This window comes from Nonomuraea sp. IBHARD001 (genome assembly GCF_056106265.1).
In genome coordinates this window covers 1,517,411-1,538,461 of record NZ_JBWBBW010000002.1, presented here as the reverse complement: position 1 = coordinate 1,538,461, position 21,051 = coordinate 1,517,411, and the positions used below count along the sequence as shown (strand labels likewise).

General features: G+C 70.9%; 19 protein-coding genes. 13 read left to right on the top strand and 6 right to left on the bottom strand.

What is annotated here, in order from left to right; all coding sequences use genetic code 11:
- Positions 1 to 82 precede the first annotated feature (82 nt).
- Both ACTWNK_RS09290 and ACTWNK_RS09285 read left to right on the top strand, forming a co-directional pair.
- Positions 83 to 256 carry a hypothetical protein gene (locus tag ACTWNK_RS09290; RefSeq protein WP_474303463.1) on the top strand — a complete coding sequence of 58 codons (174 nt, stop codon included), beginning with the start codon at positions 83 to 85 and terminating at the stop codon, positions 254 to 256.
- 164 nt (positions 257 to 420) lie between these two features.
- Complete coding sequence (locus tag ACTWNK_RS09285; RefSeq protein ID WP_474303462.1) at positions 421 to 1,869, top strand: flavin-containing monooxygenase; 1,449 nt, start codon at positions 421 to 423, stop codon at positions 1,867 to 1,869.
- Between the two features lie 74 nt (positions 1,870 to 1,943).
- Here the strand turns inward: ACTWNK_RS09285 and ACTWNK_RS09280 are convergent, their stop codons facing one another.
- Entirely contained in the window at positions 1,944 to 2,309 is a 366-nt protein-coding gene (locus ACTWNK_RS09280; protein ID WP_474303461.1) for a peptidase inhibitor family I36 protein, read from the bottom strand.
- A gap of 86 nt (positions 2,310 to 2,395) precedes the next feature.
- Positions 2,396 to 4,147: a gamma-glutamyltransferase family protein gene (locus ACTWNK_RS09275; protein ID WP_474303460.1), complete on the bottom strand. Its 1,752-nt coding sequence runs from the start codon at positions 4,145 to 4,147 to the stop codon at positions 2,396 to 2,398.
- Between the two features lie 134 nt (positions 4,148 to 4,281).
- Between ACTWNK_RS09275 and ACTWNK_RS09270 the strand changes: the two genes are divergently transcribed.
- The 4 genes from ACTWNK_RS09270 (at position 4,282) to ACTWNK_RS09255 (ending at position 8,874) form a co-directional block, all read left to right on the top strand.
- Entirely contained in the window at positions 4,282 to 5,388 is a 1,107-nt protein-coding gene (locus tag ACTWNK_RS09270; RefSeq protein ID WP_474303459.1) for a sensor histidine kinase, read from the top strand.
- Positions 5,385 to 6,032: a response regulator transcription factor gene (locus ACTWNK_RS09265; protein WP_474303458.1), complete on the top strand. Its 648-nt coding sequence runs from the start codon at positions 5,385 to 5,387 to the stop codon at positions 6,030 to 6,032. The genes ACTWNK_RS09270 and ACTWNK_RS09265 overlap by 4 nt, the downstream gene beginning before the upstream one ends.
- A gap of 70 nt (positions 6,033 to 6,102) precedes the next feature.
- A complete protein-coding gene (locus tag ACTWNK_RS09260) occupies positions 6,103 to 7,059 on the top strand; it encodes a sulfite exporter TauE/SafE family protein (protein WP_474303457.1) in 957 nt (318 codons plus the stop codon).
- Between the two features lie 495 nt (positions 7,060 to 7,554).
- The gene (locus tag ACTWNK_RS09255) at positions 7,555 to 8,874 is read left to right on the top strand and encodes a tetratricopeptide repeat protein (protein WP_474303456.1); all 1,320 of its coding nucleotides are present in this window, start codon (positions 7,555 to 7,557) and stop codon (positions 8,872 to 8,874) included.
- 1,049 nt (positions 8,875 to 9,923) lie between these two features.
- Here the strand turns inward: ACTWNK_RS09255 and ald are convergent.
- Positions 9,924 to 11,039, bottom strand: a complete 1,116-nt coding sequence (gene ald, locus ACTWNK_RS09250; RefSeq protein WP_474303455.1) for an alanine dehydrogenase — start codon at positions 11,037 to 11,039, stop codon at positions 9,924 to 9,926.
- Positions 11,040 to 11,065: 26 nt separating this feature from the next.
- A complete protein-coding gene (locus tag ACTWNK_RS09245; protein ID WP_474303454.1) occupies positions 11,066 to 12,460 on the bottom strand; it encodes an aspartate aminotransferase family protein in 1,395 nt (464 codons plus the stop codon).
- 231 nt (positions 12,461 to 12,691) lie between these two features.
- On the opposite strand from ACTWNK_RS09245, the gene ACTWNK_RS09240 reads away from it, so the two are divergent.
- The 4 genes from ACTWNK_RS09240 to ACTWNK_RS09225 all read left to right on the top strand — a co-directional run bounded on the left by ACTWNK_RS09240 (position 12,692) and on the right by ACTWNK_RS09225 (position 17,594).
- The gene (locus tag ACTWNK_RS09240; RefSeq protein WP_474303453.1) at positions 12,692 to 14,047 is read left to right on the top strand and encodes a M20/M25/M40 family metallo-hydrolase; all 1,356 of its coding nucleotides are present in this window, start codon (positions 12,692 to 12,694) and stop codon (positions 14,045 to 14,047) included.
- A gap of 87 nt (positions 14,048 to 14,134) precedes the next feature.
- Positions 14,135 to 14,710 carry an ABC transporter ATP-binding protein gene (locus ACTWNK_RS09235; protein WP_474303452.1) on the top strand — a complete coding sequence of 192 codons (576 nt, stop codon included), beginning with the start codon at positions 14,135 to 14,137 and terminating at the stop codon, positions 14,708 to 14,710.
- Complete coding sequence (locus ACTWNK_RS09230; protein WP_474303451.1) at positions 14,707 to 17,025, top strand: YhgE/Pip family protein; 2,319 nt, start codon at positions 14,707 to 14,709, stop codon at positions 17,023 to 17,025. The genes ACTWNK_RS09235 and ACTWNK_RS09230 overlap by 4 nt, the downstream gene beginning before the upstream one ends.
- A complete protein-coding gene (locus ACTWNK_RS09225) occupies positions 17,022 to 17,594 on the top strand; it encodes a TetR/AcrR family transcriptional regulator (protein WP_474303450.1) in 573 nt (190 codons plus the stop codon). The genes ACTWNK_RS09230 and ACTWNK_RS09225 overlap by 4 nt, the downstream gene beginning before the upstream one ends.
- On the opposite strand, the gene ACTWNK_RS09220 is transcribed toward ACTWNK_RS09225, so the two are convergent.
- On the bottom strand, positions 17,546 to 18,214 hold the full coding sequence (locus ACTWNK_RS09220; RefSeq protein WP_474303449.1) for a DUF4386 family protein: 669 nt from the start codon (positions 18,212 to 18,214) through the stop codon (positions 17,546 to 17,548). The two genes, ACTWNK_RS09225 and ACTWNK_RS09220, sit on opposite strands and share 49 nt — an antisense overlap.
- A 57-nt stretch (positions 18,215 to 18,271) precedes the next feature.
- Here ACTWNK_RS09220 and ACTWNK_RS09215 point away from each other — a divergent pair, with 57 nt between their 5' ends.
- Complete coding sequence (locus ACTWNK_RS09215; protein WP_474303448.1) at positions 18,272 to 18,886, top strand: TetR/AcrR family transcriptional regulator; 615 nt, start codon at positions 18,272 to 18,274, stop codon at positions 18,884 to 18,886.
- On the opposite strand, the gene ACTWNK_RS09210 is transcribed toward ACTWNK_RS09215, so the two are convergent.
- Positions 18,883 to 19,407 (bottom strand): cysteine dioxygenase family protein, encoded by a 525-nt coding sequence (locus ACTWNK_RS09210; protein WP_474303447.1) that lies wholly within the window; start codon positions 19,405 to 19,407, stop codon positions 18,883 to 18,885. The genes ACTWNK_RS09215 and ACTWNK_RS09210 overlap by 4 nt on opposite strands.
- A 108-nt stretch (positions 19,408 to 19,515) precedes the next feature.
- Between ACTWNK_RS09210 and ACTWNK_RS09205 the strand changes: the two genes are divergently transcribed.
- Together ACTWNK_RS09205 and ACTWNK_RS09200 are read left to right on the top strand one after the other, a co-directional pair.
- Positions 19,516 to 20,382 carry a LysR family transcriptional regulator gene (locus tag ACTWNK_RS09205; protein ID WP_474303446.1) on the top strand — a complete coding sequence of 289 codons (867 nt, stop codon included), beginning with the start codon at positions 19,516 to 19,518 and terminating at the stop codon, positions 20,380 to 20,382.
- 25 nt (positions 20,383 to 20,407) lie between these two features.
- On the top strand, positions 20,408 to 21,046 hold the full coding sequence (locus ACTWNK_RS09200) for a LysE family translocator (RefSeq protein ID WP_474303445.1): 639 nt from the start codon (positions 20,408 to 20,410) through the stop codon (positions 21,044 to 21,046).
- Positions 21,047 to 21,051 lie beyond the last annotated feature (5 nt).

Here is a 21,051-nt window from a genome sequence, read left to right as displayed (position 1 = left end):
CGCGCGGTCCGATAATCAGGTCCGCCGACCGGTCCCACGAATTGGTACAAATCCGCCAGCTTGCCAGGCTAGGCTTCGACGCATGTCTGACCAGAACATCGACCCCGCGGGCAACACCCAGCAATTCCGCGCGTTCGCGCAGCGGAACGAGCAGGAGGCGGCCGCGCAGCCCAAGAAGTCGCCGGTGCTCGCCATCGTCGCCGTGGTGGTCGCGCTCGTCGTCATCGCCGCCATCGCCTACGTGATCCTGCGCTGAGCGCGGTCTCACCCCTGGCGCCGCCCTGACCGGCAGCGCCCGCCACGCCACCCGCCGATCGACACCGTCGCGGCGGGTTCTTGCCGTTCTCCACATCCTTCGCGTACCGACCGGTCGGTGCGTAACCTTTGCCCCGGCGACGACCCGGCCCTACATTGGACGACATGTCCAATACAGCGAAGATCGTCATCATCGGCTCAGGATTCGCCGGGATCGGCATGGCGATCAAGCTCAAGGCAGCGGGCCTGCACGACTTCGTCATCCTGGAGAAGGCCGACGACCTCGGCGGCACCTGGCGCGACAACACCTACCCCGGCTGCGCCTGCGACGTGCCCTCCCCCCTGTACTCCTTCTCCTTCGACCTCAACCCGCACTGGTCACGCCTGTTCGCCCCCCAGCACGAGATCCGCGACTACCTGCGCTCCTGCGCCGCCCGCCACGGCGTCACCCCGCACATCAGGTACGGCAGGCACGTCGTCGGCCTCGCCTACGACGACCGGGCCGCCATGTGGGAGGTCAGCACGGCCGACGGCGAGCGCCTGCGGGCCCATGCCGTCGTCTCCGCCGTGGGCGCGCTGCACCTGCCCGCACTCCCCGACATCCCCGGCCGCGACGACTTCGAGGGGCCCGCCTTCCACTCGGCCGCATGGGAGCACGGCGCCGACCTGAAGGGCAGGCGCGTCGCCGTCATCGGCACCGGCGCCTCGGCCGTGCAGTTCGTGCCCAAGATCGCCGAGCAGGCGGCCAGGCTCACGCTCTTCCAGCGCACGCCGCCCTGGGTGCAGCCCAAGCCCGATCTCGCCATGCCGTACTGGGCCTCGCGGGTGCCGGGTGCGGCCAGGGCCGTGCGCAACGCCGTGTACTGGGCGCTGGAGACCAGGGCGCTCGGCTTCACCGTCGACCCCAGGCTGATGAAGGGGCACGAGGCCATGGCGCTGGCGCATCTGCGGCGGCAGGTGCCCGACCCCGCGCTGCGGGCCAAGCTCACGCCCGGCTACACGATCGGCTGCAAGCGCATCCTGCTGTCCAGCGACTACTATCCGGCGCTGACCAGGCCGAACGTCGAGGTCGTCACCGACGCGGTCACCGAGATCAGGCCGCGCTCGCTCGTGGACGCCTCGGGCCGCGAGCACGAGGCCGACGTCATCGTGTACGGCACCGGCTTCAAGGTCACCGAGGCGCTGGCCGAGCAGCGCATCACCGGCCGCGACGGGCTGACGATCCAGCAGGCCTGGCGGCACGGCATCGAGGCCTACCACGGCATCACGACCGCCGGGTTCCCCAATCTGTTCTTCCTGCTCGGCCCGAACACCGGGCTCGGCCACACCTCGGTCGTCTTCATGATCGAGTCACAGGTGCAGCACGTCATGGACTGCCTGCGCCTACTGGCCAGGACCAGGGCCAGGGCGCTCGACGTCAGGCCGCAGGCGCAACGGGCGTTCAACAGGCGGCTGCGGCGACGCCTGGAGCGGCGGGTGTGGTCAGAGGGCGGCTGCCGGTCGTGGTACCTGGACGCCGACGGCGTCAACCGCACGACCTGGCCCGGCTTCACCTTCGAGTACTGGGCCCGCACCCGCAGGGCCGACCCGGACGCCTACGAGCTCATCGGCTGACCGCACCCCCACCCGCACACGCGAACGGCGCGGAACCCGCGTGCGCACCACGGGTCCCGCGCCGATCTTCCCGGTCAGCAGTGCGAGCCGGCTATCCGGTCCATCTTGTAGCCGAACCTGTCGTAGTAGTCGCGGCTGTAGTCACCGGCCGAGGCGTAGCGCCAGTCGTGCCAGTTGCACTCGGTGTCCGCGGTGTCGACGAAGATGGCGTCGGCATTGGCCACGAACGAGCCGACATGGTCGGGGAAGGAGCTGATGAACTCGTTGCCTCCCCACCAGACCCAGGGATCGCCGCCGTAGTTGGCCTGGGGCCACAGGCACACCGCGCCCGACGGGCACAGCGCCCTGCTGTCGTCGGGGTCGGCCGAGGCGGCAGCGGCCGGGGCGATGGTCGCCCCGGCCAGCAGCACCGCTGTGACCAGCAGAGGGATTCGCTTCATGGGGGGGGTTCCTCTCAAGAGGGAAGAGTGGACACCCCGCACCATATGCACTGTGTAGTTGATTGACTACATCCAGTAACTCCAGTCTATCTGTGCAGGTCAACCACTAGAGCGCTGCCGCCACCCCGCCTCGTGGCCTCGGCGACCGCCTGCACCCTGCCCCTGCGCACGAACTCCAGCGCCGTCGCCGCGCCGATCTCCGGGTTCAGGACCAGCGAGTGGCCGCGTGCGCTCAGATCGGCCTGGTAGCGGTCGAGGAAGCCCTGCTCGGCCTGGGTGGCGGCGGTGTTGCGCTGGGTCGCCCTCGGCGCCTGCAACGCCTCCGGGAGCGCCAGGCCGAACTCGTAGCGGTTCACCAGGATCTGCAGCACGGTCGTGATGATCGTGGAGCCGCCCGGCGAGCCCACGGCCAGCACCGGCCTGCCGTCGTCGACGACGATCGTCGGCGCCATCGACGAACGAGGCCGCTTGCCCGGCCCCGGCAGGTTCGGGTCGCCGGGCGCCGGGCCGAAGGTGAAGTCGGTCAGCTCGTTGTTGAGCAGGAAGCCCCTGCCCGGCACCACGATGCCGTTGCCGCCCGTCGACTCGATCGTCAGGTTGTAGGCCACCACATTGCCCCAGCGGTCGGCCACGACCAGATGGGTGGTCTCGGGCCCCTCCTCGGCGACCGGTGTGGCCGCGGCGGTCGGCGGCTGGTCGGCGCACGGGCCGTAGTCGCCGTCCGGGTTGCCGGGCGTCGCGGGATGCGCGATCGCCGTCGCGCCGATCAGGCAGGCGCGCTCCTTGCCGAACCCGTCGGACAGCAGCTCCCGCAGCGGCACGCCCGGAATGTCGCCGACGTACCTGCCCCTGTCGGCGAACGCCAGCCGCGACGCCTCCAGGTACTCGTGCACGCCCACGCCCGGCAGCGACTCCAGGATGTTGAGCGCCTCCCCGACCGTGGAACCGCCCGACGACGGCGGCGCCATCCCGTAGACCTCCATGCCCCGGTAGCTCACCCGGGTCGGCGGTCGCTCAAGCGCCCGGTAGGCACGCAGGTCGGCCAGCTCCATCAGGCCCGGCCTGACATTGCGGGTGGCGCCGGGCGTCACCGGCGGCGCCTTGACCGTGGCCACCACCTCCTGGCCCAGGCCGCCGCCGTACAGCCAACCCGTGCCGCGCCTGCCGAGCTGGCGGTAGGTCTCGGCCAGCTCCGGGTTCCTGAACACCGAGCCGACCGCCGGTGGCACGCCGCCCGGCAGGTAGAGCTTGGCCGTCGAGCTGATGTCCTTGAACCTGGCCGCGTTGGCCGCCGTCTGGTCGTGGAAGGTCTGGTCGACGACGAACCCGTTGGCCGCCACGCCGATCGCGGGCGCGAGCGCGTCCTTCAGCGACAGCGTGCCGAACCTGCGCAGGGCCAGCTCCCACTGCGCCAGCGTGCCGGGCACACCGGCCGAAAGGCCGCTCGTGACGGCCTCCTCGAACGCGATGCCTTCGAGCGAGGTCGCCGTCATCGCCTTCGGCGCGGTCTCCCTGCCGTCCAGGGTGAACACCTTGCGGCGCTTGGCGTCGTAGTACACCAGGAAGCCGCCTCCGGCCAGACCGGCCGAGTACGGCTCGGTCACACCGAGCACCGCGCCCGCCGCAACCGCCGCGTCGACGGCGTTGCCGCCCTTCCTGAGCACGGCGATCGCCGCCTTGCTCGCGTCGAGGTCGACGGTGGCGACGGCGCCGCCGTACCCCTCGGCGACGGGGACCTTCTGCTGCGGGGGCGGCCGGTGCTCGCCAGCCGTCGCCGGGGTCGTGGGGGCGAAGAGAACGAGGGAGAGTGCCGCTACGGATAATGCGTGATGGCGCACGTGCTTTCCTCCTGCCTCTGGGAGATCACCACAGCTTGACCCAGGACGGCAGTCCTGACTACACCCGCTGACGTAGGCGTTTGTCCGGCCGGGGGCGGATGCGCAGGTCAGGGCGGTCCTCTAGCGTGCATGACGTGCGTGTGAAATCCCTCTGGCCGCTGCTGGTCGTCGTCGTCGCCCTCGTTCTGGCCAAAGGCGCCGAATGGGGGCAGCTGCGCGACCCGACGACCGACAGGATCGCCTACGACCCGCTCGGCTGGGCGCTGCTGATGGTCGGGCCCGCGATGCTGTTCGTCGCGCGGCGCTCGCTGGTGCCCGCGATCGCGGTCACGTTCGCCTCGACGATCGCCTACGTCTGGCTCGGTTACGTCTACGGGCCCGCGTTCATCAGTCCGATCATCCTGGTGTTCGTCGCGATCGTGCGCGGCAGGCGACTGGTCGCCTACACGCTGTCGGGCGCCGCGCTGCTGTTCTTCATCCTGTACGCCACGCTGCGCAACGGCGGGCAGGCGAGCTGGTGGCACAACCTGTCGGTCACCGCCTCGGTCCTGCTCATGCTGGCCGCGGGCGAGCTGGCCAGGTTCAGGAACGAGCGCGCCGCCGAGCGCGAACGCGTCGAGGAGGAGGAGAGCAGGCGCAGGGCCAGCGAGGAACGCCTCACGATCGCCCAGGAGCTGCACGACGTGCTCGCCCACAACATCTCCCTCATCCACGTCCAGGCCTCGACCGCACTGCACCTCATCGACGAGCAGCCCGAACAGGCCCGCAGCGCGCTCACCACGATCAAGCAGGCGTCCAAGGACGTGCTGGGCGAGATGCGCTCGGTGCTGAACGTGCTGCGCGAAGGCGCGCCGCGCTCCCCCGCCGCCGGGCTCGACCGGCTCGACGCCCTCATCGAACGCACCGGGCTCGACGTCACGCTGACCGTCGAAGGCGCCGGGCGTACGCCGCCCGGGGTCGAGCGCGCCGCCTACCGGATCGTCCAGGAGTCGCTGACGAACGTCACCAGGCACGCGCCCGGTTCGTCGGTCAGCGTCACCCTCGTGCACGGCCCGGACGAGCTGGTCGTCCGGGTCGCCGACGACGGTCCCGCCGGGCCTGCCGTACTGTCCGACGAAGGCGGCGGCAACGGCATACCCGGCATGCGGGAGCGGGCCTCGGCGCTGGGCGGGTCGCTGAGCGCCGGGCCGCACGGCGCCGGGTTCCTGGTCGAGGCGCGACTACCCCTGGAGTCCTCATGATCAAAGTACTGCTGGCCGACGACCAGGCCCTCGTGCGGGCCGGGTTCCGCGCGCTGCTCGACGCCCAGCCCGACATGACCGTCGTCGCCGAGGCCGGTGACGGCGCGCAGGCCGTACGGCTGGCGGGTGAGAGCGCACCGGATGTCGTGCTCATGGACATCCGCATGCCGGGCGTCGACGGGCTCACCGCGACCCGGCTGATGCCGGAGGGGCCGAGGATCATCATCCTGACGACGTTCGAGCTCGACGAGTACGTCTTCGAGGCGCTGCGCGGCGGGGCCAGCGGCTTCCTGGTCAAGGACACCGAGCCCGCCGAGCTCATCCAGGCCGTGCGCGTCGTCGCCGCCGGTGAGGCGCTGCTGTCGCCCAGCGTCACGCGCAGGCTCATCGCCGAGTACGCCTCCCGGGCCAAGGAGCCGCTCGCGCCCGCCAGGCTCGACCTGCTGACCGACCGCGAGCGGGAGGTCCTGGCCCTGGTCGGCACCGGTATGACCAACGACGAGGTGGCCGCCAGGCTCTTCATGTCGCCCGCGACCGCCAAGACGCACGTCAGCCGTACGATGACCAAGCTGCACGCCAGGGACAGGGCGCAGCTCGTGGTCATCGCCTACGAGTCCGGGCTGGTGAAACCCGGCTGGCTGTGACGGCTGCCGTACCCCGGGGTGAAACAACTGTTACTGGTTGCCCGCGCCGGGTGAGGTTACGTTCCAACTCGTGAGTCCGAGTGCCCTGTTCGCCAGCGGGCTCGCCGCCGGACTGGTGGCGGGGAGCCTTTCGTGCACGGCGGTGCAGGGTGGTCTGCTGACCGGCCTCACCTCGCGGGGCGGGTGCTGCCCGTCCTGCGGGGAGGCGTCCGGCGCCCGCCTGGTGGCCGCCTTCCTCGGGGGACGGCTGGCGGCGCACGTCGTGGTCGGGGCCCTGCTCGGGGTGCTCGGCGCCGCCGTACGGCTGGACGCGGGGGCCAGGGCCGTGCTGCTGGTGGCGGCCGGGCTCGTGGTCATCTGGTTCGGGGTGCGGATGCTTCGGGGGGCGGCCCGGGACGAGCACTGCCATACGGCGCGTATCTCCCTCGGGTGGGTCCCGCGTGCCGGTGTCAGGGCGTGGCTGCTCGGGGGTGCGACCGTGCTGGTGCCCTGCGGGGTGACGCTCAGCACGGAGCTCGTCGCGGTGTCGAGCGGGTCGGCCCTGGGCGGGGCCTCGGTCATGGCCGGGTTCGTCGTCGGCTCCGCGCCCGCCTTCGTGGTGCTGGGACTCGCCATCAAATGGCTGTCCAGGGGCAGGCTGGCCGCGTTCGCCGGGATCGTGGCGCTCGGCGTCGGTCTGTGGAGCATCGGCTCCGGACTGAACCTGGGCGGCTGGCTGCCCGGCCCCACGACGCCCGCATCGGCCACCGCGCGCATGGGAGCCGACGGCGTCCAGGTGCTCACCGTGTGGGCCACCGAACGCGGCTTCCGGCCCGCGATCTCCGCCGCCCGCGCGGGTGTACCCGTCGAGCTGGTCTTCCGTGCCGACCGAAACTATGCCTGCACCCGTCATCTCACACTCGACGACAGGGAGGTCGACCTCCCCGCGACCGGCCAGCGGATCGTCCGCCTTGCCGGCCAACCTCCCGGGCGGATGAGGTTCGTCTGCGCGATGGGGATGTACGCCGGTTTCGTGGACTTTCGCTGACCGGGCACCCCGAATTCCTGGTGCGATTACGTTCCGCGACGACGAGGTTACATGCCACCCTGTGCCCAGAGAGACGCAGGAGGACAGATGACGCGGTGGCACACCGACCCCGGGACCACGACACCCACCGTCCCTTCACCACGCCCGGTCGAACCTCCTTCGAACAGCGTCACGCTGAGCGAAGGGATTGAGGCTGGCCCAATCGCGGGGTGGGAGGACGACGGCTTCGTCTCGCCACCGCCCTCGTTCCAGGGCACGACGTTTCTCGCTCCCGTACCGTGCCTGTACGAAGGGGACGACGCCATCGACCCGCCTCCATCGGACAACGGCCAGGAGCAGGGCATACCCTGCGGGACGCAACGAGTGCACGCGGGCAGGCCTCCATCGGACATCGGCCAAGAGCAGGGCATACCCTGCGGATCGCAACGAGTGCACGCGGGCAGGCCTCCATCGGACATCGGCCAAGAGCAGGGCGTACGCCACGGTGAGCAGGAGTTGCTTTCGGCTGCCCAACTGGGCGACGCGCAGGCCGCGCACCGCCTCGGCAAGCTCTACGCCCAGCGAGGCGACCGGTCGGCCGCACGGCACTGGTGGGAACGTGCGGCATCGGGCGGCAACATCGACAGCGCCTACAACCTCGGCGTGTGGCACGAGAAGCACGGCGGCCTCGACGAGGCCGTGCGATGGTACGAACTCGCGGCGGGCACCGGCGACGCCGAAGCGGCCGTCAACCTGGCCACCCTCCTGCTGGAACAACGCGGCGACCTGCCCGGCGCCCGCCGCTGGTACGAAAGCGCCGCACGAGCGGGGAACCGGCAGGCCGCACGCCGCCTCGGCCTGATCTGCGAGGACGCCGCCGAACCCGCGAACGCCCGCGACTGGCACCGCCGCGCCGCCGCCGAGGGCGACCTGTCCTCCGCCCACGACCTGGGCTTCCTCGCCTACGAGGCAGGCGAGGAGGACGAAAGCGGGCAATGGTGGGAGTTCGCCGCCCGGGGCGGCCATGCCGCCGCCGCCTACCACCTGGGCCTCCTGCTGCAGGCCGGCCGCGACCCCGAAGGCGCCGAAGCCTTCTACCGCCTGGCCGCCAAGAGCGAACACCCCGGAGCCGCCTCCCAGCTCGGCGGCATCGCCCTGTCCAGACGAGACCTGCGAGCGGCCCTCGCCTGGTTCGAACGCGCCGCCAACGCCGGACGCCTCGAAGACCAGCGCATGGCCGGATTCGTCTCCATCGAACTCAACGACTCCCGAGGCGCCAGCCACTGGTTCGGCCGCGCCGCCGCCAGTGGCGACGCCGAATCGTCGTTCAACTTCGGCATGCTCCTCATCGCCGAACTCGGCGACCTGGCAGGCGGCCAGCACTGGTTCCGCCAGGCCGCCCTCGCCGGCCACCACCGGGCCGCCATGGAGCTCGGCGGCCTGCTCACCGCGACCGGCCAGACACACGAGGCCGAACAGTGGCTCGACAACCCACCCCCACCCACCTGGGACCGCCTGGCCGAACCCGAACTCACCGCCCGAGCCGAACTGGCCGCCGCTGCCATGGGCCGCCGAGGCGGCATCACCTCCCCCGCCCCCGACCTGACCGAGATCCTCGGCACCTGGGACCTCATCACCCGCCCCCTACGCGACCACGCCGACGTGGTCGTGTGGTTGGTGGAGCGCAGCGGGATGCACGGGGGGGCGGTGGAGCATCTGGCGGCTGTACGGGCGACGCTGCTGCGGCCTGGGGGGTCGCCTTGGCCTGGGGTGGGTGAGGTGCAGCGGGTGCTGGGGACGGCACGGGAACTGCGGGGGCGGTTGGGGGTGCGGTAGGGGGATTTACCCAAGGGGGTGTGGGGTCGATTGCAGGGGGGATCTTCGCGGCACGGCGTGGATCATGTTGCGAACCCTCAAGGGGTGAGCTGTGACATGGGCGACCAGGAGATCTTCCCGCACGCGCCCGTGTTGCGAACCCTCTAGGGGTGAGCGGTGACCCGATGGTAAAGCAGCAGCTCAAAGGCCTCCCGAGAGAGCATTCCAGCGGCAGTTCTGCCGGAGTCCTCCGGTAGTGCATCACCCCAGGTCAAAGCATCATCTCAGAACCACGACTTCCCATGCCAGCCCCCAACCCCCCCGCAATCCAGCACACCTAACCCAACCACCTCCCACCAAGAACGCCCACACCCATCACAGGCACGATGCCAACCCCAGCCGAAGTCCCGCTATGGACGCGTGAGTGACAGGCCGCTCCCCGCGTCGACCGGAAGCGCCAACGGATGCCTGCCGTACATGGCCGATATGGCCGATGCCGTTCTCTGGGGCGAGGGCTCCTCCCGGGCTGAGAGTTCCCGGCAGGTCAGGACCTCCTGGCAGCATGCACTGCGACTTCGCCTTCGCCGTCACGAGCACCAGCACCAGCCAATCCCTACAAGCCTGCCAAGCCCGCGCGTATTCGACGTCGAGGCGGAGACCCCGCCGCATTCGTGAGGGCGCTCGAATGCCTTCCCATCAAATGCGATCGCCGTCCCGCAAAGCCAATACCCGTACGCCCATCAAGCCCATGCCCGCACACAAAGCCAACGGCCAAAGGCAAAAGGCCAAAGCCCAAGCCCGTACGCAAAGCCGATGCCCACCCCGCACCCACGTCCAGCCACACCCACCCCAACCGCCCGCCCCACAACCAACGCCACCCCACCCACCCACCCACAACACCCCCCAAACACACAACAAGGGCCCACCAAGCGCCCCCAGGCCCACCGTCAAGCGTCACCACAACCCCGACGCCCCCGACGGCAACCCCCGGACAACACCCAGCAAGCCCTGTCGTGATCCCTCAAGCCGTGCCCAACAACCGAACACAGCCACCACCAACCCAACAACAACTACCCAGCCAACACATCCCCCACAGCCGTGAACGGCAGTCCGAGTGCCACCGCCACCGGCTCGTTGGTCAGGAGCCCGGCGTGGGTGTTCAACCCGAGCGCAAGCCCGGCGTCCGCCCGGAGCGCCTCCCGCCACCCCAGCCCGGCCAGCTTGACCGCGTACGGCAGGGTCGCGTTGGTGAGCGCGTAGGTGGAGGTGTTGGCCACCGAGCCGGGCATGTTGGCCACGCAGTAGAAGACCGACTTGTGGACGAGGTACGTCGGGTCGGCGTGGGTGGTCGGGCGGGAGTCCTCGAAGCAGCCGCCCTGGTCGATGGCGATGTCGACGAGGACCGAGCCGGGCTTCATCCGCGAGACGAGCTCGTTGGACACCAGCGTGGGCGCCTTGGCGCCGGGGATGAGGACGGCGCCGATGACCAGGTCGGCCTGCAGGACCTCCTGCTCGATGGCGTAGGACGTCGAGACGAGGGTCTTGAGGCGGCCCTGGTAGATGGCGTCGATGAAGCGGAGCCTGTCGACATTGGTGTCCAGGACCGTGACATCGGCGCCCATGCCGACGGCGATCTGGGCGGCGTTCAGGCCGGAGACGCCGCCGCCGATGACGACGACCTTGGCGGGAGCCACGCCGGGCACGCCGCCGGGCAGCACGCCGCGCCCGCCGTTGAACCGCATGAGGTTGTACGCGCCGACCTGGGGTGCCAGCCGGCCCGCGACCTCGGACATGGGGGCGAGCAGGGGCAGGGAGTTGCCCACCTGGACGGTCTCGTAGGCGACGCCGGTGACCTTGCGCTCCAGGAGCGCGTCGGTGCAGGGGCGTGAGGCCGCCAGGTGCAGGTAGGTGAAGAGCAACTGCCCTTCACGCATGCGGTGGTACTCCTCCGCGATCGGCTCCTTGACCTTGAGAATCATCTCCGCCTCGCCCCACACCGCGTCGGCGGTGTCGAGGATCTTGGCTCCGGCGGAGAGGTAGTCCTCGTCGGACAGGTGCGAGCCGACGCCGGCGCCGCGCTGGACGTAGACGTCGTGGCCATGGCGAACCAACTCGTGCACGCCGGCCGGAGTGGCGGCGACGCGGTATTCGTGGTTCTTGACCTCGGCAGGCACGCCGATCTTCATTGCGGTTCCTTTCCAGGAAGGGGGTGTTAGAGGAGTGCCCACGCCTCGGTCAGGACCCCTCGGATGATCGACTCGATCTCGTCGAACTCCTTGGGACCCGCGATCAGCGGCGGAGCGAGTTGGATGACCGGGTCGCCCCGGTCGTCGGCGCGGCAGTAGAGGCCGGCGTCGAGCAGCGCGTGCGACAGGAAGCCGCGGATGAGCCGCTCGGACTCCTCGGCGTTGAACGTCTCCTTGGTCGCCTTGTCCTTGACCAGTTCGATGCCCCAGAAGAAGCCGGAGCCCCGGACGTCGCCGACGATCGGCAGGTCCTTGAGCCGCTCCAGCGTCGCCTGGAAGACGGGCTCGTTGGCGGTGACATGGCCCAGGAGGTTCTCGCGCTCGAAGATGTCGAGGTTGGCGAGGGCGACGGCCGCCGAGACGGGGTGGCCGCCGAAGGTGTAACCGTGGGCGAACATGGCGTCGCCCTTCTTGAACGGCTCGAACAGGCGCTCGTGCGCGATCATCGCGCCGATCGGCGAGTAGCCGCTGGTCATGCCCTTGGCACAGGTGATGATGTCGGGCACGTAGTCGAACTTCTGGCCGCCGAACATCGTGCCGAGCCGCCCGAACGCGCAGATGACCTCGTCGGAGACGAGCAGCACGTCGTACTCGTCGCAGATCTCGCGCAGGCGCTGGAAGTACCCGGGCGGCGGCGGGAAGCAGCCGCCGGCGTTCTGGACCGGCTCGACGAAGACGGCCGCGACGGTGTCGGGCCCCTCCATCTCGATGGCGCGTGCGACGCGCTCGGCGGCCCAGTAGCCGTACTGTTCGGGCGTCATCCCGGGCACGCCGGTGATCTCGTCGGCCCGGTAGTGGTTGGTGTTCGGGACGCGGACGGAGCCCGGCACGAGGGGCTCGAACATCTGCTTGAACAGCGGGATCCCGGTGATCGACAGGGCGCCCTGCGGGGTGCCGTGGTAGGCGATCTGGCGGCTGATGACCTTGTGCTTGAGCGGCTTGCCGGTCATCTTGAAGTACTGCTTGGCCAGCTTCCACGCGCTTTCGACGGCCTCGCCGCCACCGGTGGTGAAGAAGACCCGGTTCAGCTCGCCCGGCGTCTCGGCGGCGATGCGCTGGGCGAGTTCGGCCGCCTTCGGATGGGCGTATGACCAGAGGGGGAAGAAGGCGAGCTCCTGGGCCTGCTTGGCGGCGGCCTCGGCCAGCTCGCTGCGGCCGTGTCCGGCCTGGACCACGAAGAGCCCGGCCAGTCCGTCAAGGTAGCGCTTGCCGTGGATGTCGTAGATGTAGGAGCCCTCACCCCGGACGATGGTGGGGATCTCGGCTTCCTGGTAGGCGCTGTGCCTGGTGAAGTGCAACCACAGATTGTCTTCGGCGGCCTTGAGCACCTTGGCCACGTCGGTGTTTTCCGGGTTCGTCATTGCTATCTTCCCTTGTGCTTGAACTCCCCACAGTGTGCATGTTCGCCTGGCGTCTTGCCAAGCGAAAGCGTGGTGGCGATGTGCAAGAACTTCGAGTTCCGCAGAACACCCATGTAAGAACAACGAAATCCGCAAGGGCGATTCATGCTCTCCAAGGGCCGTTTCCACCCTGTGGAACCGTCTGTGATGCAATGAGGGGTCAGACCGAAACTGAGACCCGGGGGACCTTCCGTGACTCCTGACCAGATTGAGCACGCTGTCGCGGTGGGCATGCCCCAGGCGATCGAGGAGCTCAAACGCCTTGTGGCGATCCCTTCGGTGGCCTTCCCCGGCCATCCGGAGGAGCCCGTGCGGGCCGCCGCCGCCGTGACGGAGGAGCTCCTGCGCAGCGCGGGCCTGTCGCACGTGCAGCAGATCCCCGTCGAGGGCAGCTTCCCCGCCGTGTACGGCGAGGCGGCGGGCCCGCCCGGCGCGCCGACCGTCCTGCTCTACGCGCACTACGACGTGCAGCCGACCGGCGACCTGGCCGCCTGGCGCACCCCGCCCTTCGAGCCGACCCAGATCGAGGGCCGCCTGTACGGCAGGGGCGCCGCCGACGACAAGTCGGGCATCATCGCCCACGTCGTGGCGTTGCGCGCCTTCCAGGGCCGCTTCCCGGTGAATGTCAAGGTCATCATCGAGGGCCAGGAGGAGTACGCAGGCGAGCGCCTGGAGTCGTTCGTCGAGCGCAACCCCGAGCTGCTGCGCGCCGATGCGATCATCGTGGCCGACACCGGCAACCCGAAGGTGGGCGACCCGTCGGTGACGACGTCGCTGCGCGGCATGGCGGCCTTCACCATCGAGGTACGCACGCTGCAGGGCAACCAGCACTCGGGTTCGTTCGGCGGCGCGGCCCCCGACGCCCTCGCGGCGCTGATGCGCATGCTGACCGCACTGCACGACGACAACGGCGACATCCGGGTGCCCGGCCTGCCGCGTGGCACGTTCCTGGGCGCCGGGCCTTCGGAGGAGGAGTTCAGGGCGACGGCGGGTGTGCTCGACGGCGTCTCACTGGTGGGTTCGGGCTCGCTGGCCGACCGCCTGTGGTCCTCCTACGCCATCACGGTGACCGGCCTGGACGTGCCCAACGTCTCGGGCGCGGTCAACGCGGTGCAGGCGCTGGCCAGGGCGCGCGTCACGCTGCGGATTCCGCCGTCCGGCGACCCCAAGACGACGCTCGACGCGGTGACGGGCTTCCTTCGCCAGGTGGCGCCGTGGGGTGCGCAGGTGGCGTTCGGCGACTTCACGGTCGGGTCCGGCTTCCAGGCGGACTCGGGCGGCCGTGCGCGTTCCTCGCTGAACCGGGCGATGGAGCGCGCGTTCGGCAGGCCGCCGCGCGACGTGGGCGCCGGTGGGTCGATCCCGCTGGTGAACACGCTGCTCAAGCAGTTCCCGCTGGCGGAGATCCTGCTGTTCGGCGCCGAGGACGAGGACGCCAACATCCACGCGCCCAACGAGCGCGTGGACCTGGAGGAGCTGCGCAGGATCGCGGTGACGGAGGCGCTCTTCCTCCAGGAGTTCGGCGCGCCCTCCGCCCTGGGCGTGTAGGTCACAGGGAGGCCCCCGGCGATCGGGGGCCTCTTTTGTGCGCTATGTTTTGTACCGACTGGTCAGTTCAAAAGCCGAGGAGGACCCGTGATCAGCGCCGAGAGGCTGGCCGTGGCCGGGGTGTACTCGGACGTCACCTTCACCGCCGCGCCCGGCTCGCTGGTCGCCGTGGCGGGCCCGACCGGCAGCGGGCGTACCAGCCTGCTGCTCACCCTGGCCGGTCGGATGAAGCCCACGTCGGGCACGCTGGCCGTGGCCGGGCACGCCAGGCCCAGGGCCATCCGCCGGGTCGCGGCCCTGGCGCTGGTCGACGGCGTGAGCGACCTGGACAGGGCGCTGACCGTCGAGGAGCACCTGCGCGAGCGCCGCCGCCTGTGGCGCACGCCGTACGACGAGTACCTCGCGGGGGCGGGACTCGACGTCGGGAGGCGGACGCTCGTGCGGGAGCTGGACCGGGAGCAGCGGGTACGGCTCGGCGTCGCGCTGGCGCTGCTCGACCGGCCGCGCGTGCTGGTGGCCGACAACGTGGACGCGGGGCTGCCGGCCGGACGGCAGGCCGCGTTGTGGGAGCTGATGGGCTCGCTGGCCGCGGGCGGCCTCACGGTCGCGGCCTCGTGCGTGCATGCCCCCGATCTCGCCGACCAGGTTCTGGAGTTGTCATGAAGTCGGTGTTCGAGCTGCGCAGGTTCACCCGGTCGCGGCTGACGCGGCTGGCGCTGGCCGCGGTGATCGTGCTGCCGCTGCTCTACGCCGGGCTGTACCTGTGGTCGTTCTGGGACCCGCAGGGCAATCTCGACCGCATCCCCGTGGCCCTGGTCATGGAGGACGAGCCGTCGACCACCGGCGGCAAGGAGCTGCACGCGGGCCGCGACCTGGCCGACGAGCTGCGTGAGCGCGAGATCTTCGACTGGCACCCGGCCGACGCCCGCCAGGCGGCCGACGGCGTGCGCGACGGCAGCTACTACCTGGCGCTGACCATCCCCGCGGACTTCAGCGCACGCCTGGCCTCCCCCGCATCGGACGGCAGGCCGACCCCCGCCCAGCTCGGCGTGCGCGTCGACACCGGCCGCAGCTACATCATGGGCACAATCTCCGACGCCGTCTTCGAAGAGGTACGGCAGGCGGCGGGCCGCACGGCGATCCGCGACTACCTCGACGAGGTGTTCGTCGCGTTCGGCGACATCCACGACAAGACGACCGAGGCCGCGGCCGGAGCGGGCGAACTACGCGACGGCACGGTCAAGGTGGGCGACGGCGTGGCCTCGCTGAACGAGGGACTGGGCAAGGCCGAGGACGCCACCGGACAGCTCACCGCCGGACTGGGCAGCGCGGGCACGGCCACCTCCAAGCTCGTCAAGGGAGCGGGCGACCTGGGCAAGGGCGCGAGCGAGCTCACCTCGGCCCTGGGCAAGGCGGAAGGCGGCATGGGCGAGCTGCGCCGAGGCCTGGGCGAACTGGCCAAGGGCGCGGGCACACTGGCCGAAGGCACCGGCCAGGCCTACGACAAGGTGCACGCCAACGCGCCCAAGGTCGAGGCGGCGGCCGACCGCTACGTCCCCGTGCTGAACGAGCACGGCCCGAAGGTCGCCGAAGCCGCCGAGGTGGTCGCCGACGCGGCCGACGCCCTGGCGGACGGCCTCGAAGGGCTGGTCACCAGGATCGGCCGGGGCGCGGACGAGACCAGCGCCCAGGCCCAGGCCGCACGCGACTACCTGGCGGGCCATCCCGACGCCGATCCCGAACTGCGCGGCCTGCTGCGTGCGACCGCGCGCTCGGCGCAGAGCGTGGCATCGGACACGGCCACCCTGCGCGAGCGCCTCGGCGGCAGGGAGCAGGCGGTCGCCGACCTGGCCGGGCAGGCCAGGCGGCTGGCGAGCGGCGCACGCAAGCTGGCCGAGGCGGCGCCCGGTCTGGGCGTGCGCCTGGACGGCCTGCGCGAGCAGTACCGGGAGCTGGACGCCGGGCTCGGCAAGCTGGCGGCGGGCGCGGCGACGCTGGACACCGGGCTGGGCAAGGCGGCGGGCTCGACGGGTGAGCTCGCCGACGGCATCGCCAGGATCGGCGACGGCTCGGCCAGGCTCAGCACCGGCCTGGTCAAGCTGGGCGACGGCCTGGGACAGCTCGGCGGCGGCCTGGTCAGGCTCGGCGACGGCGCCTCCCAGGTGCACTCGGGCGTGGGCGAGCTGCACAAGGGCTCGGCCAAGGTGGGCGACGGCGTGGCCAGGCTGACCGACGGCTCCGATGACCTGGCCGAAGGCCTGAACGACGGCGCGGACCAGGTGCCCAAGTACGGCGAGCAGGAGCGCGAAGGCCGCACCGACATGATGAGCGAGCCGGTCAGGCTGGCCACGACCGTCGAGAACGAGGTGCCCAACTACGGCACCGGGTTCGCGCCGTTCTTCCTGCCGCTGGCGTTGTGGGTGGGCTCGATGATCGCCTACATGGTGTTGCGCCCGGTCAGTCCGAGGCTGCTCGCGGGCAGTGCCGCCGCGTGGCGGGTGGCGCTGGCCGGATGGCTGCCCGCGTTCGCGCTGGGGGCGGCGCAGGTGGCGGTGCTGCTGTCGGTGCTGCGGTTCGGCCTCGGGCTGGAGGCGGCCTCCTGGGCCGGGGTGGCCGCGGTGCTGCTGCTGACGACGGCCGCGTTCCTGGCGATCGTGCAGGCGGTGAACGCGCTGCTCGGCCCGCCTGGCCGGGTGGCCGCGCTCGCCCTGCTGATGCTGCAGCTGACCTCGGCCGCCGGCACGTATCCGATCGAGACCTCGCCCGGCTTCTTCCGGACGATCTCGCCGTGGCTGCCGATGAGCTGGGTGGTGTCGGCGTTGCGCCGGTTGATCAGCGGCGGCGACGCGACGGTGGTGTGGCAGGCTTGCGGGGTGCTCACCCTGTTCCTGCTGCTCGGCCTGGCCCTGACCACCTACGCGGTGCACAAGGGCCGCACCTGGACGCTGAAGCGCCTGCACCCCGAGCTGGCTCTGTGAGCCGGGCCGAGACGCGCCTGAAGCTCTTCGCCTCGGCGGTCGAACTGATCGCCGAGCAGGGCTACACCGCCACCACGGTCGAGGCCATCGCCGATCGCGCCGGGGTGGCCAAGGGCACGGTGTTCTACAACTTCGGCAGCAAGGAGGCGCTGTTCGCCGCCCTGCTGGAGCACAGCGTCGAACGCCTGGCCCAGGCGCTGGCCGAGGCGGCCACCGGCGGCAGCGCGCTGGCCGCGCTCGACTCGGTCGTGCTCGGCCAGCTCAGGTTCTTCGAGGAGTACGGCGCGCTGGCCCGTGTCCTGCTGGCCGAGATGTGGCGCACGGCCTGGCACGAGGCCGTGGCCAGGCTGCGCGAACAGGCGCTCGGCGTCTACGCGGACGTGCTGCGCAGGGCGGTCGCCTCCGGCGAGGTCCGGGCCGATCTCGACGTGGAGACGGCGGCGACCGCGGTGTTCGGCATGGTGCTCACGGTCTCGATCGAGCGCCGCGCCCTGCATCCCGAACGGCCGATCGAGCAGACTCACGCCACCCTGGTCGAACTGCTCCACGGCCGGGTCGCGGGCCCCTGACCCCAGCGCCTGAAGGCCAGGCAGAGTGCCCACACGCTCCAGGCGACGTAGCCGCCGAAGTTGATCTGGTCGGCCCACGGCACGTCGAGCGGCACCAGCACTCCGGCCGTGATGGCGAGCGCCGACAGCCCGCCGAGCACGGTGAACCAGCGCGGTGAGGCGGGCAGTGCGACCAGGAGCGCCGCCGTCCACGCGGCGGTGAGCAGGTAGCCGAGCGTCTCGCCGATCCCCGAGCCGAGGTAGGCGTGCAGCACGGCGAACACGGTCGTCGCCGCCTCCTGCCCCGACGCCGAGGCCGCGGCGAGCACCGGCACGGCGAACGGCCAGCGCAGCAGCCCGAGCACCTGGACGACCCCGGCCAGCGCCCCGAACCACACCGACAGCGCGGCGGCGGCCGAGTCGGGCAGCCGCCTTCCGAGCAGCACGGCGGCGGGCACGAGCGCCCCGGCCCCGGCCGCGAGCAGCAGGAACCAGGCCGAGATGACGTCTTGGCGTGCGGTGAAGGCGGCCAGGACGGCGGCCGACGGCTCGCCGAGCACGTCGGGATAGCCGAACACGCTGCCGAGCCCGATGAAGGCGGCATTGGCGGCGAGCACCCCGAAGACGAGTGTCCAACGCATGGGAGTCCTCCAAACTCTGAACGATGTTCAATATTAAACACCGTATAGAGTTCCGTTGTGAAGAGGGGACCTCAGCGATCGCTGGACAAAGGGGCCGTGCTCGACGCCGCGCTCGTACTCGTCGACGCGGACGGGCTCACCATGCGGGCACTGGCGGCGCGGGTGGGCCTGACGCCCGGGGCGCTCTACACCTACTTCCCCGATCGGGCCGCGATCGTGGACGCGCTGGTGGAGCGGCTGCTCGCCGAGGCGGATCTGGAGCTGCTCGCCGATCCGGGCCGGACGCCGCGCGAGCGGGTGGTGGCGTTCGCGCTCGGTCTGCGGCGGGTGCTCATGGGGCATCCCGCGCTGGTGCCCTCGATGCTCGGCTCGGCCTTCAGCGGACCGGTGGCCCTCCAGGTGGGCGAACGGCTGCTCGGCGTTCTGCCCGACGCCCGCGCCACGTACACGGTGATGGTCTACGTGCTCGGCGCCATCGCGCTCGAGGCGGCCGAGCCCGGGGCGACGCTGCCCGAGGACGAGCGTGTGGCGATCCGCAGGTCGGCCGTCGTGGTCGACCCGGACGCCTTCCCGCGTACCCACGCGGCGACGGAGGTGATCGCCGCCTATGTCTCGACCGGTCAGTTCGTCTGGGGCCTGGAGCGCACGCTGACCGGGCTGGGGCTGCCTTAGCCGAGGACCGGCAGGTCGTAGACGCGGCGCACGCTGGTGCCCAGCAGGCTGACGTCGGCGCCGTAGACGTGCAGGGAGATCGCGGTGTCGGCGCCGGTGTTGCGTACCTTGTGGATGTCGCCGGGAGGGGCGAAGCCGCTCACCTCGCCGACCCGGTTGTCGGCCTTGCCGATCTCCACGAGGTGCTCGTCCTCGACGCGGTAGAGGATCTCGTGCTCGACGCCCTGCAGCACGCCGAACGTGCACCAGGACACATGGTCGTGGATCACGGTCTCCTGCCCCGGACGCCACACCACGGCCAGCACCGAGAACGCCTCCTCGGCGTGCAGCACGGTCGAGACGTACCTGTCGGGCGAGCCCAGCCGCTCGCCCGGCGTGAGGATCTCGGGCGTCGGCAGGCACGAGCGCAGCAGATCGGCGACCGCGAAGGCGCAGCGGCGTGCGCTCAAGCCACGGGAGACCACCTCGGCGACTCCCGACACGACAGGGGCGAGGCCTGGCCTGGCAATGGCGGTTCTCATGATGTCCCCCTCGGAAAGCGGTCCTGCCTGCTCCCCTCCTACGGTGCTTCATCGCTATCCATAGGTCCAACTGAAGTTATTGGCGTCATTCATAGCTATGGTTGATGAATGCTGGATGTCACCAGGCTCCGCGTGCTCGTCGCCGTCTCCCGGCACGGCTCGCTCACCGCCGCGGCCAAGGAGTTGCACTACTCGCAGCCGTCGGTGAGCCACCACCTGGCCAGGCTGGAGGCGGAGACCGGCGCCAAGCTGCTGCAACGGGCCGGGCGCGGGGTCAGGCTGACGGCAGCGGGCCGCCTGCTCGCCGACAGGGCCGAAGAGATCATCGGCAGGCTCGACGCCGCCTCGCACGAACTGGCCGCCCACGTCGGCCTGCATGCGGGCAAGGTACGGCTGGCCGCCTTCCCCTCGGCGCTCGGCACGTTCGTCCCGCAGGCCGCCGCCGCGCTCGCCCGCGAGCACCCGCATCTGCAGGTGCGCCTGACCGAGGTCGAGCCGCCCGAGGCCCTGCGCCTGCTGCGCGCCGGACGCGCCGACGTCGCCGTCGTCTTCCGCTACGACGACACCGCGCCCGAGGACACCGGCCTGCGCATGGTGCATCTGATGGACGATCCCAGCTACCTGGTCACCAGACACGGGCCGGGCGACCTGGGCGCGCATCGCGACTCCGCCTGGATCGGCGGCTGCGACCGATGCCGCAGCCACCTGCTCAAACTGTGCGGGCGCGAGGGCTTCGAACCCGACCTCGACTTCAGCAGCGACGACATCGTCGCCGTCCAGGCGCTGGTCGCGGCCGGAATGGGAGTCACCGTGCTGCCCGGCCTGGCCCTGAGCGCGTTCACCCATCCCTCGGTCGACGTCAGCGAGATCCCCGGTTCCACCCGCCACGTGTTCGCCGCCGTCTACGGCGAACCGCCGGACCCGCCGGGCACCGCGGCCCTGCTCGACGCCCTGCGCACGGCGGCCCAAAACTGATTGACGGCCTTCTTACGATGAGGTCATGCCGGACCTAGCCACACTCGCCCTGTTCTGCGCGGCCTCACTCGCCCTGCTGCTCGTCCCCGGACCCGCCGTGGTCTACATCGTGACGAGAAGCATGGTCCAAGGCCGTACGGCGGGCATGGTGTCGGTGCTCGGCATCCACGCCGGCTCGGTCGTGCACGTGGCGGCGGCGGCGCTGGGCGTCAGCGCGTTGCTCGCCGCCTCGGCCACGGCGTTCACGGTCGTGAAGTACCTCGGCGCGGCGTACCTGATCTGGCTCGGTGTGCGCAAGCTCGTGCACCGCGGCGCCGAGACGGAGGCGGCCGCGCTGACCACGCACTCCTCGCGGCGGTTGTTCTGGGAGGGCTTCGTGGTGAACGTGCTCAACCCGAAGACCGCGATCTTCTTCCTGGCCTTCCTCCCCCAGTTCGTCGATCCGGCCAGAGGGCCCGTGGCCGCGCAGATCGTGCTGCTCGGGCTGGTCTGGATCGGGATCGGGCTGGCCAGCGACGGTGGCTTCGCCGTACTGGCTTCGGCGCTCGGCGGGCGGCTGCGCTCGTCGGCTCGGGCGAGGCGTCGTCTCGATGTGGGCAGCGGTGTGGTCTATCTCGGTCTCGGCGCCGCCGCCGCACTGGCCGGGGAGCCGGCCAAGGGCTGATCGCC

Bases quoted from the DNA above. Each gene is read 5' to 3' on its own strand.
- ACTWNK_RS09290 (WP_474303463.1), top strand. From the start codon at position 83: ATGTCTGACCAGAACATCGACCCCGCGGGCAACACCCAGCAATTCCGC.
- ACTWNK_RS09285 (WP_474303462.1), top strand. From the start codon at position 421: ATGTCCAATACAGCGAAGATCGTCATCATCGGCTCAGGATTCGCCGGG.
- ACTWNK_RS09280 (WP_474303461.1), bottom strand. From the start codon at position 2,309: ATGAAGCGAATCCCTCTGCTGGTCACAGCGGTGCTGCTGGCCGGGGCG.
- ACTWNK_RS09265 (WP_474303458.1), top strand. From the start codon at position 5,385: ATGATCAAAGTACTGCTGGCCGACGACCAGGCCCTCGTGCGGGCCGGG.
- ald (WP_474303455.1), bottom strand. From the start codon at position 11,039: ATGAAGATCGGCGTGCCTGCCGAGGTCAAGAACCACGAATACCGCGTC.
- ACTWNK_RS09245 (WP_474303454.1), bottom strand. From the start codon at position 12,460: ATGACGAACCCGGAAAACACCGACGTGGCCAAGGTGCTCAAGGCCGCC.
- ACTWNK_RS09230 (WP_474303451.1), top strand. From the start codon at position 14,707: ATGAAGTCGGTGTTCGAGCTGCGCAGGTTCACCCGGTCGCGGCTGACG.
- ACTWNK_RS09220 (WP_474303449.1), bottom strand. From the start codon at position 18,214: ATGCGTTGGACACTCGTCTTCGGGGTGCTCGCCGCCAATGCCGCCTTC.
- ACTWNK_RS09210 (WP_474303447.1), bottom strand. From the start codon at position 19,407: ATGAGAACCGCCATTGCCAGGCCAGGCCTCGCCCCTGTCGTGTCGGGA.
- ACTWNK_RS09205 (WP_474303446.1), top strand. From the start codon at position 19,516: ATGCTGGATGTCACCAGGCTCCGCGTGCTCGTCGCCGTCTCCCGGCAC.
- ACTWNK_RS09200 (WP_474303445.1), top strand. From the start codon at position 20,408: ATGCCGGACCTAGCCACACTCGCCCTGTTCTGCGCGGCCTCACTCGCC.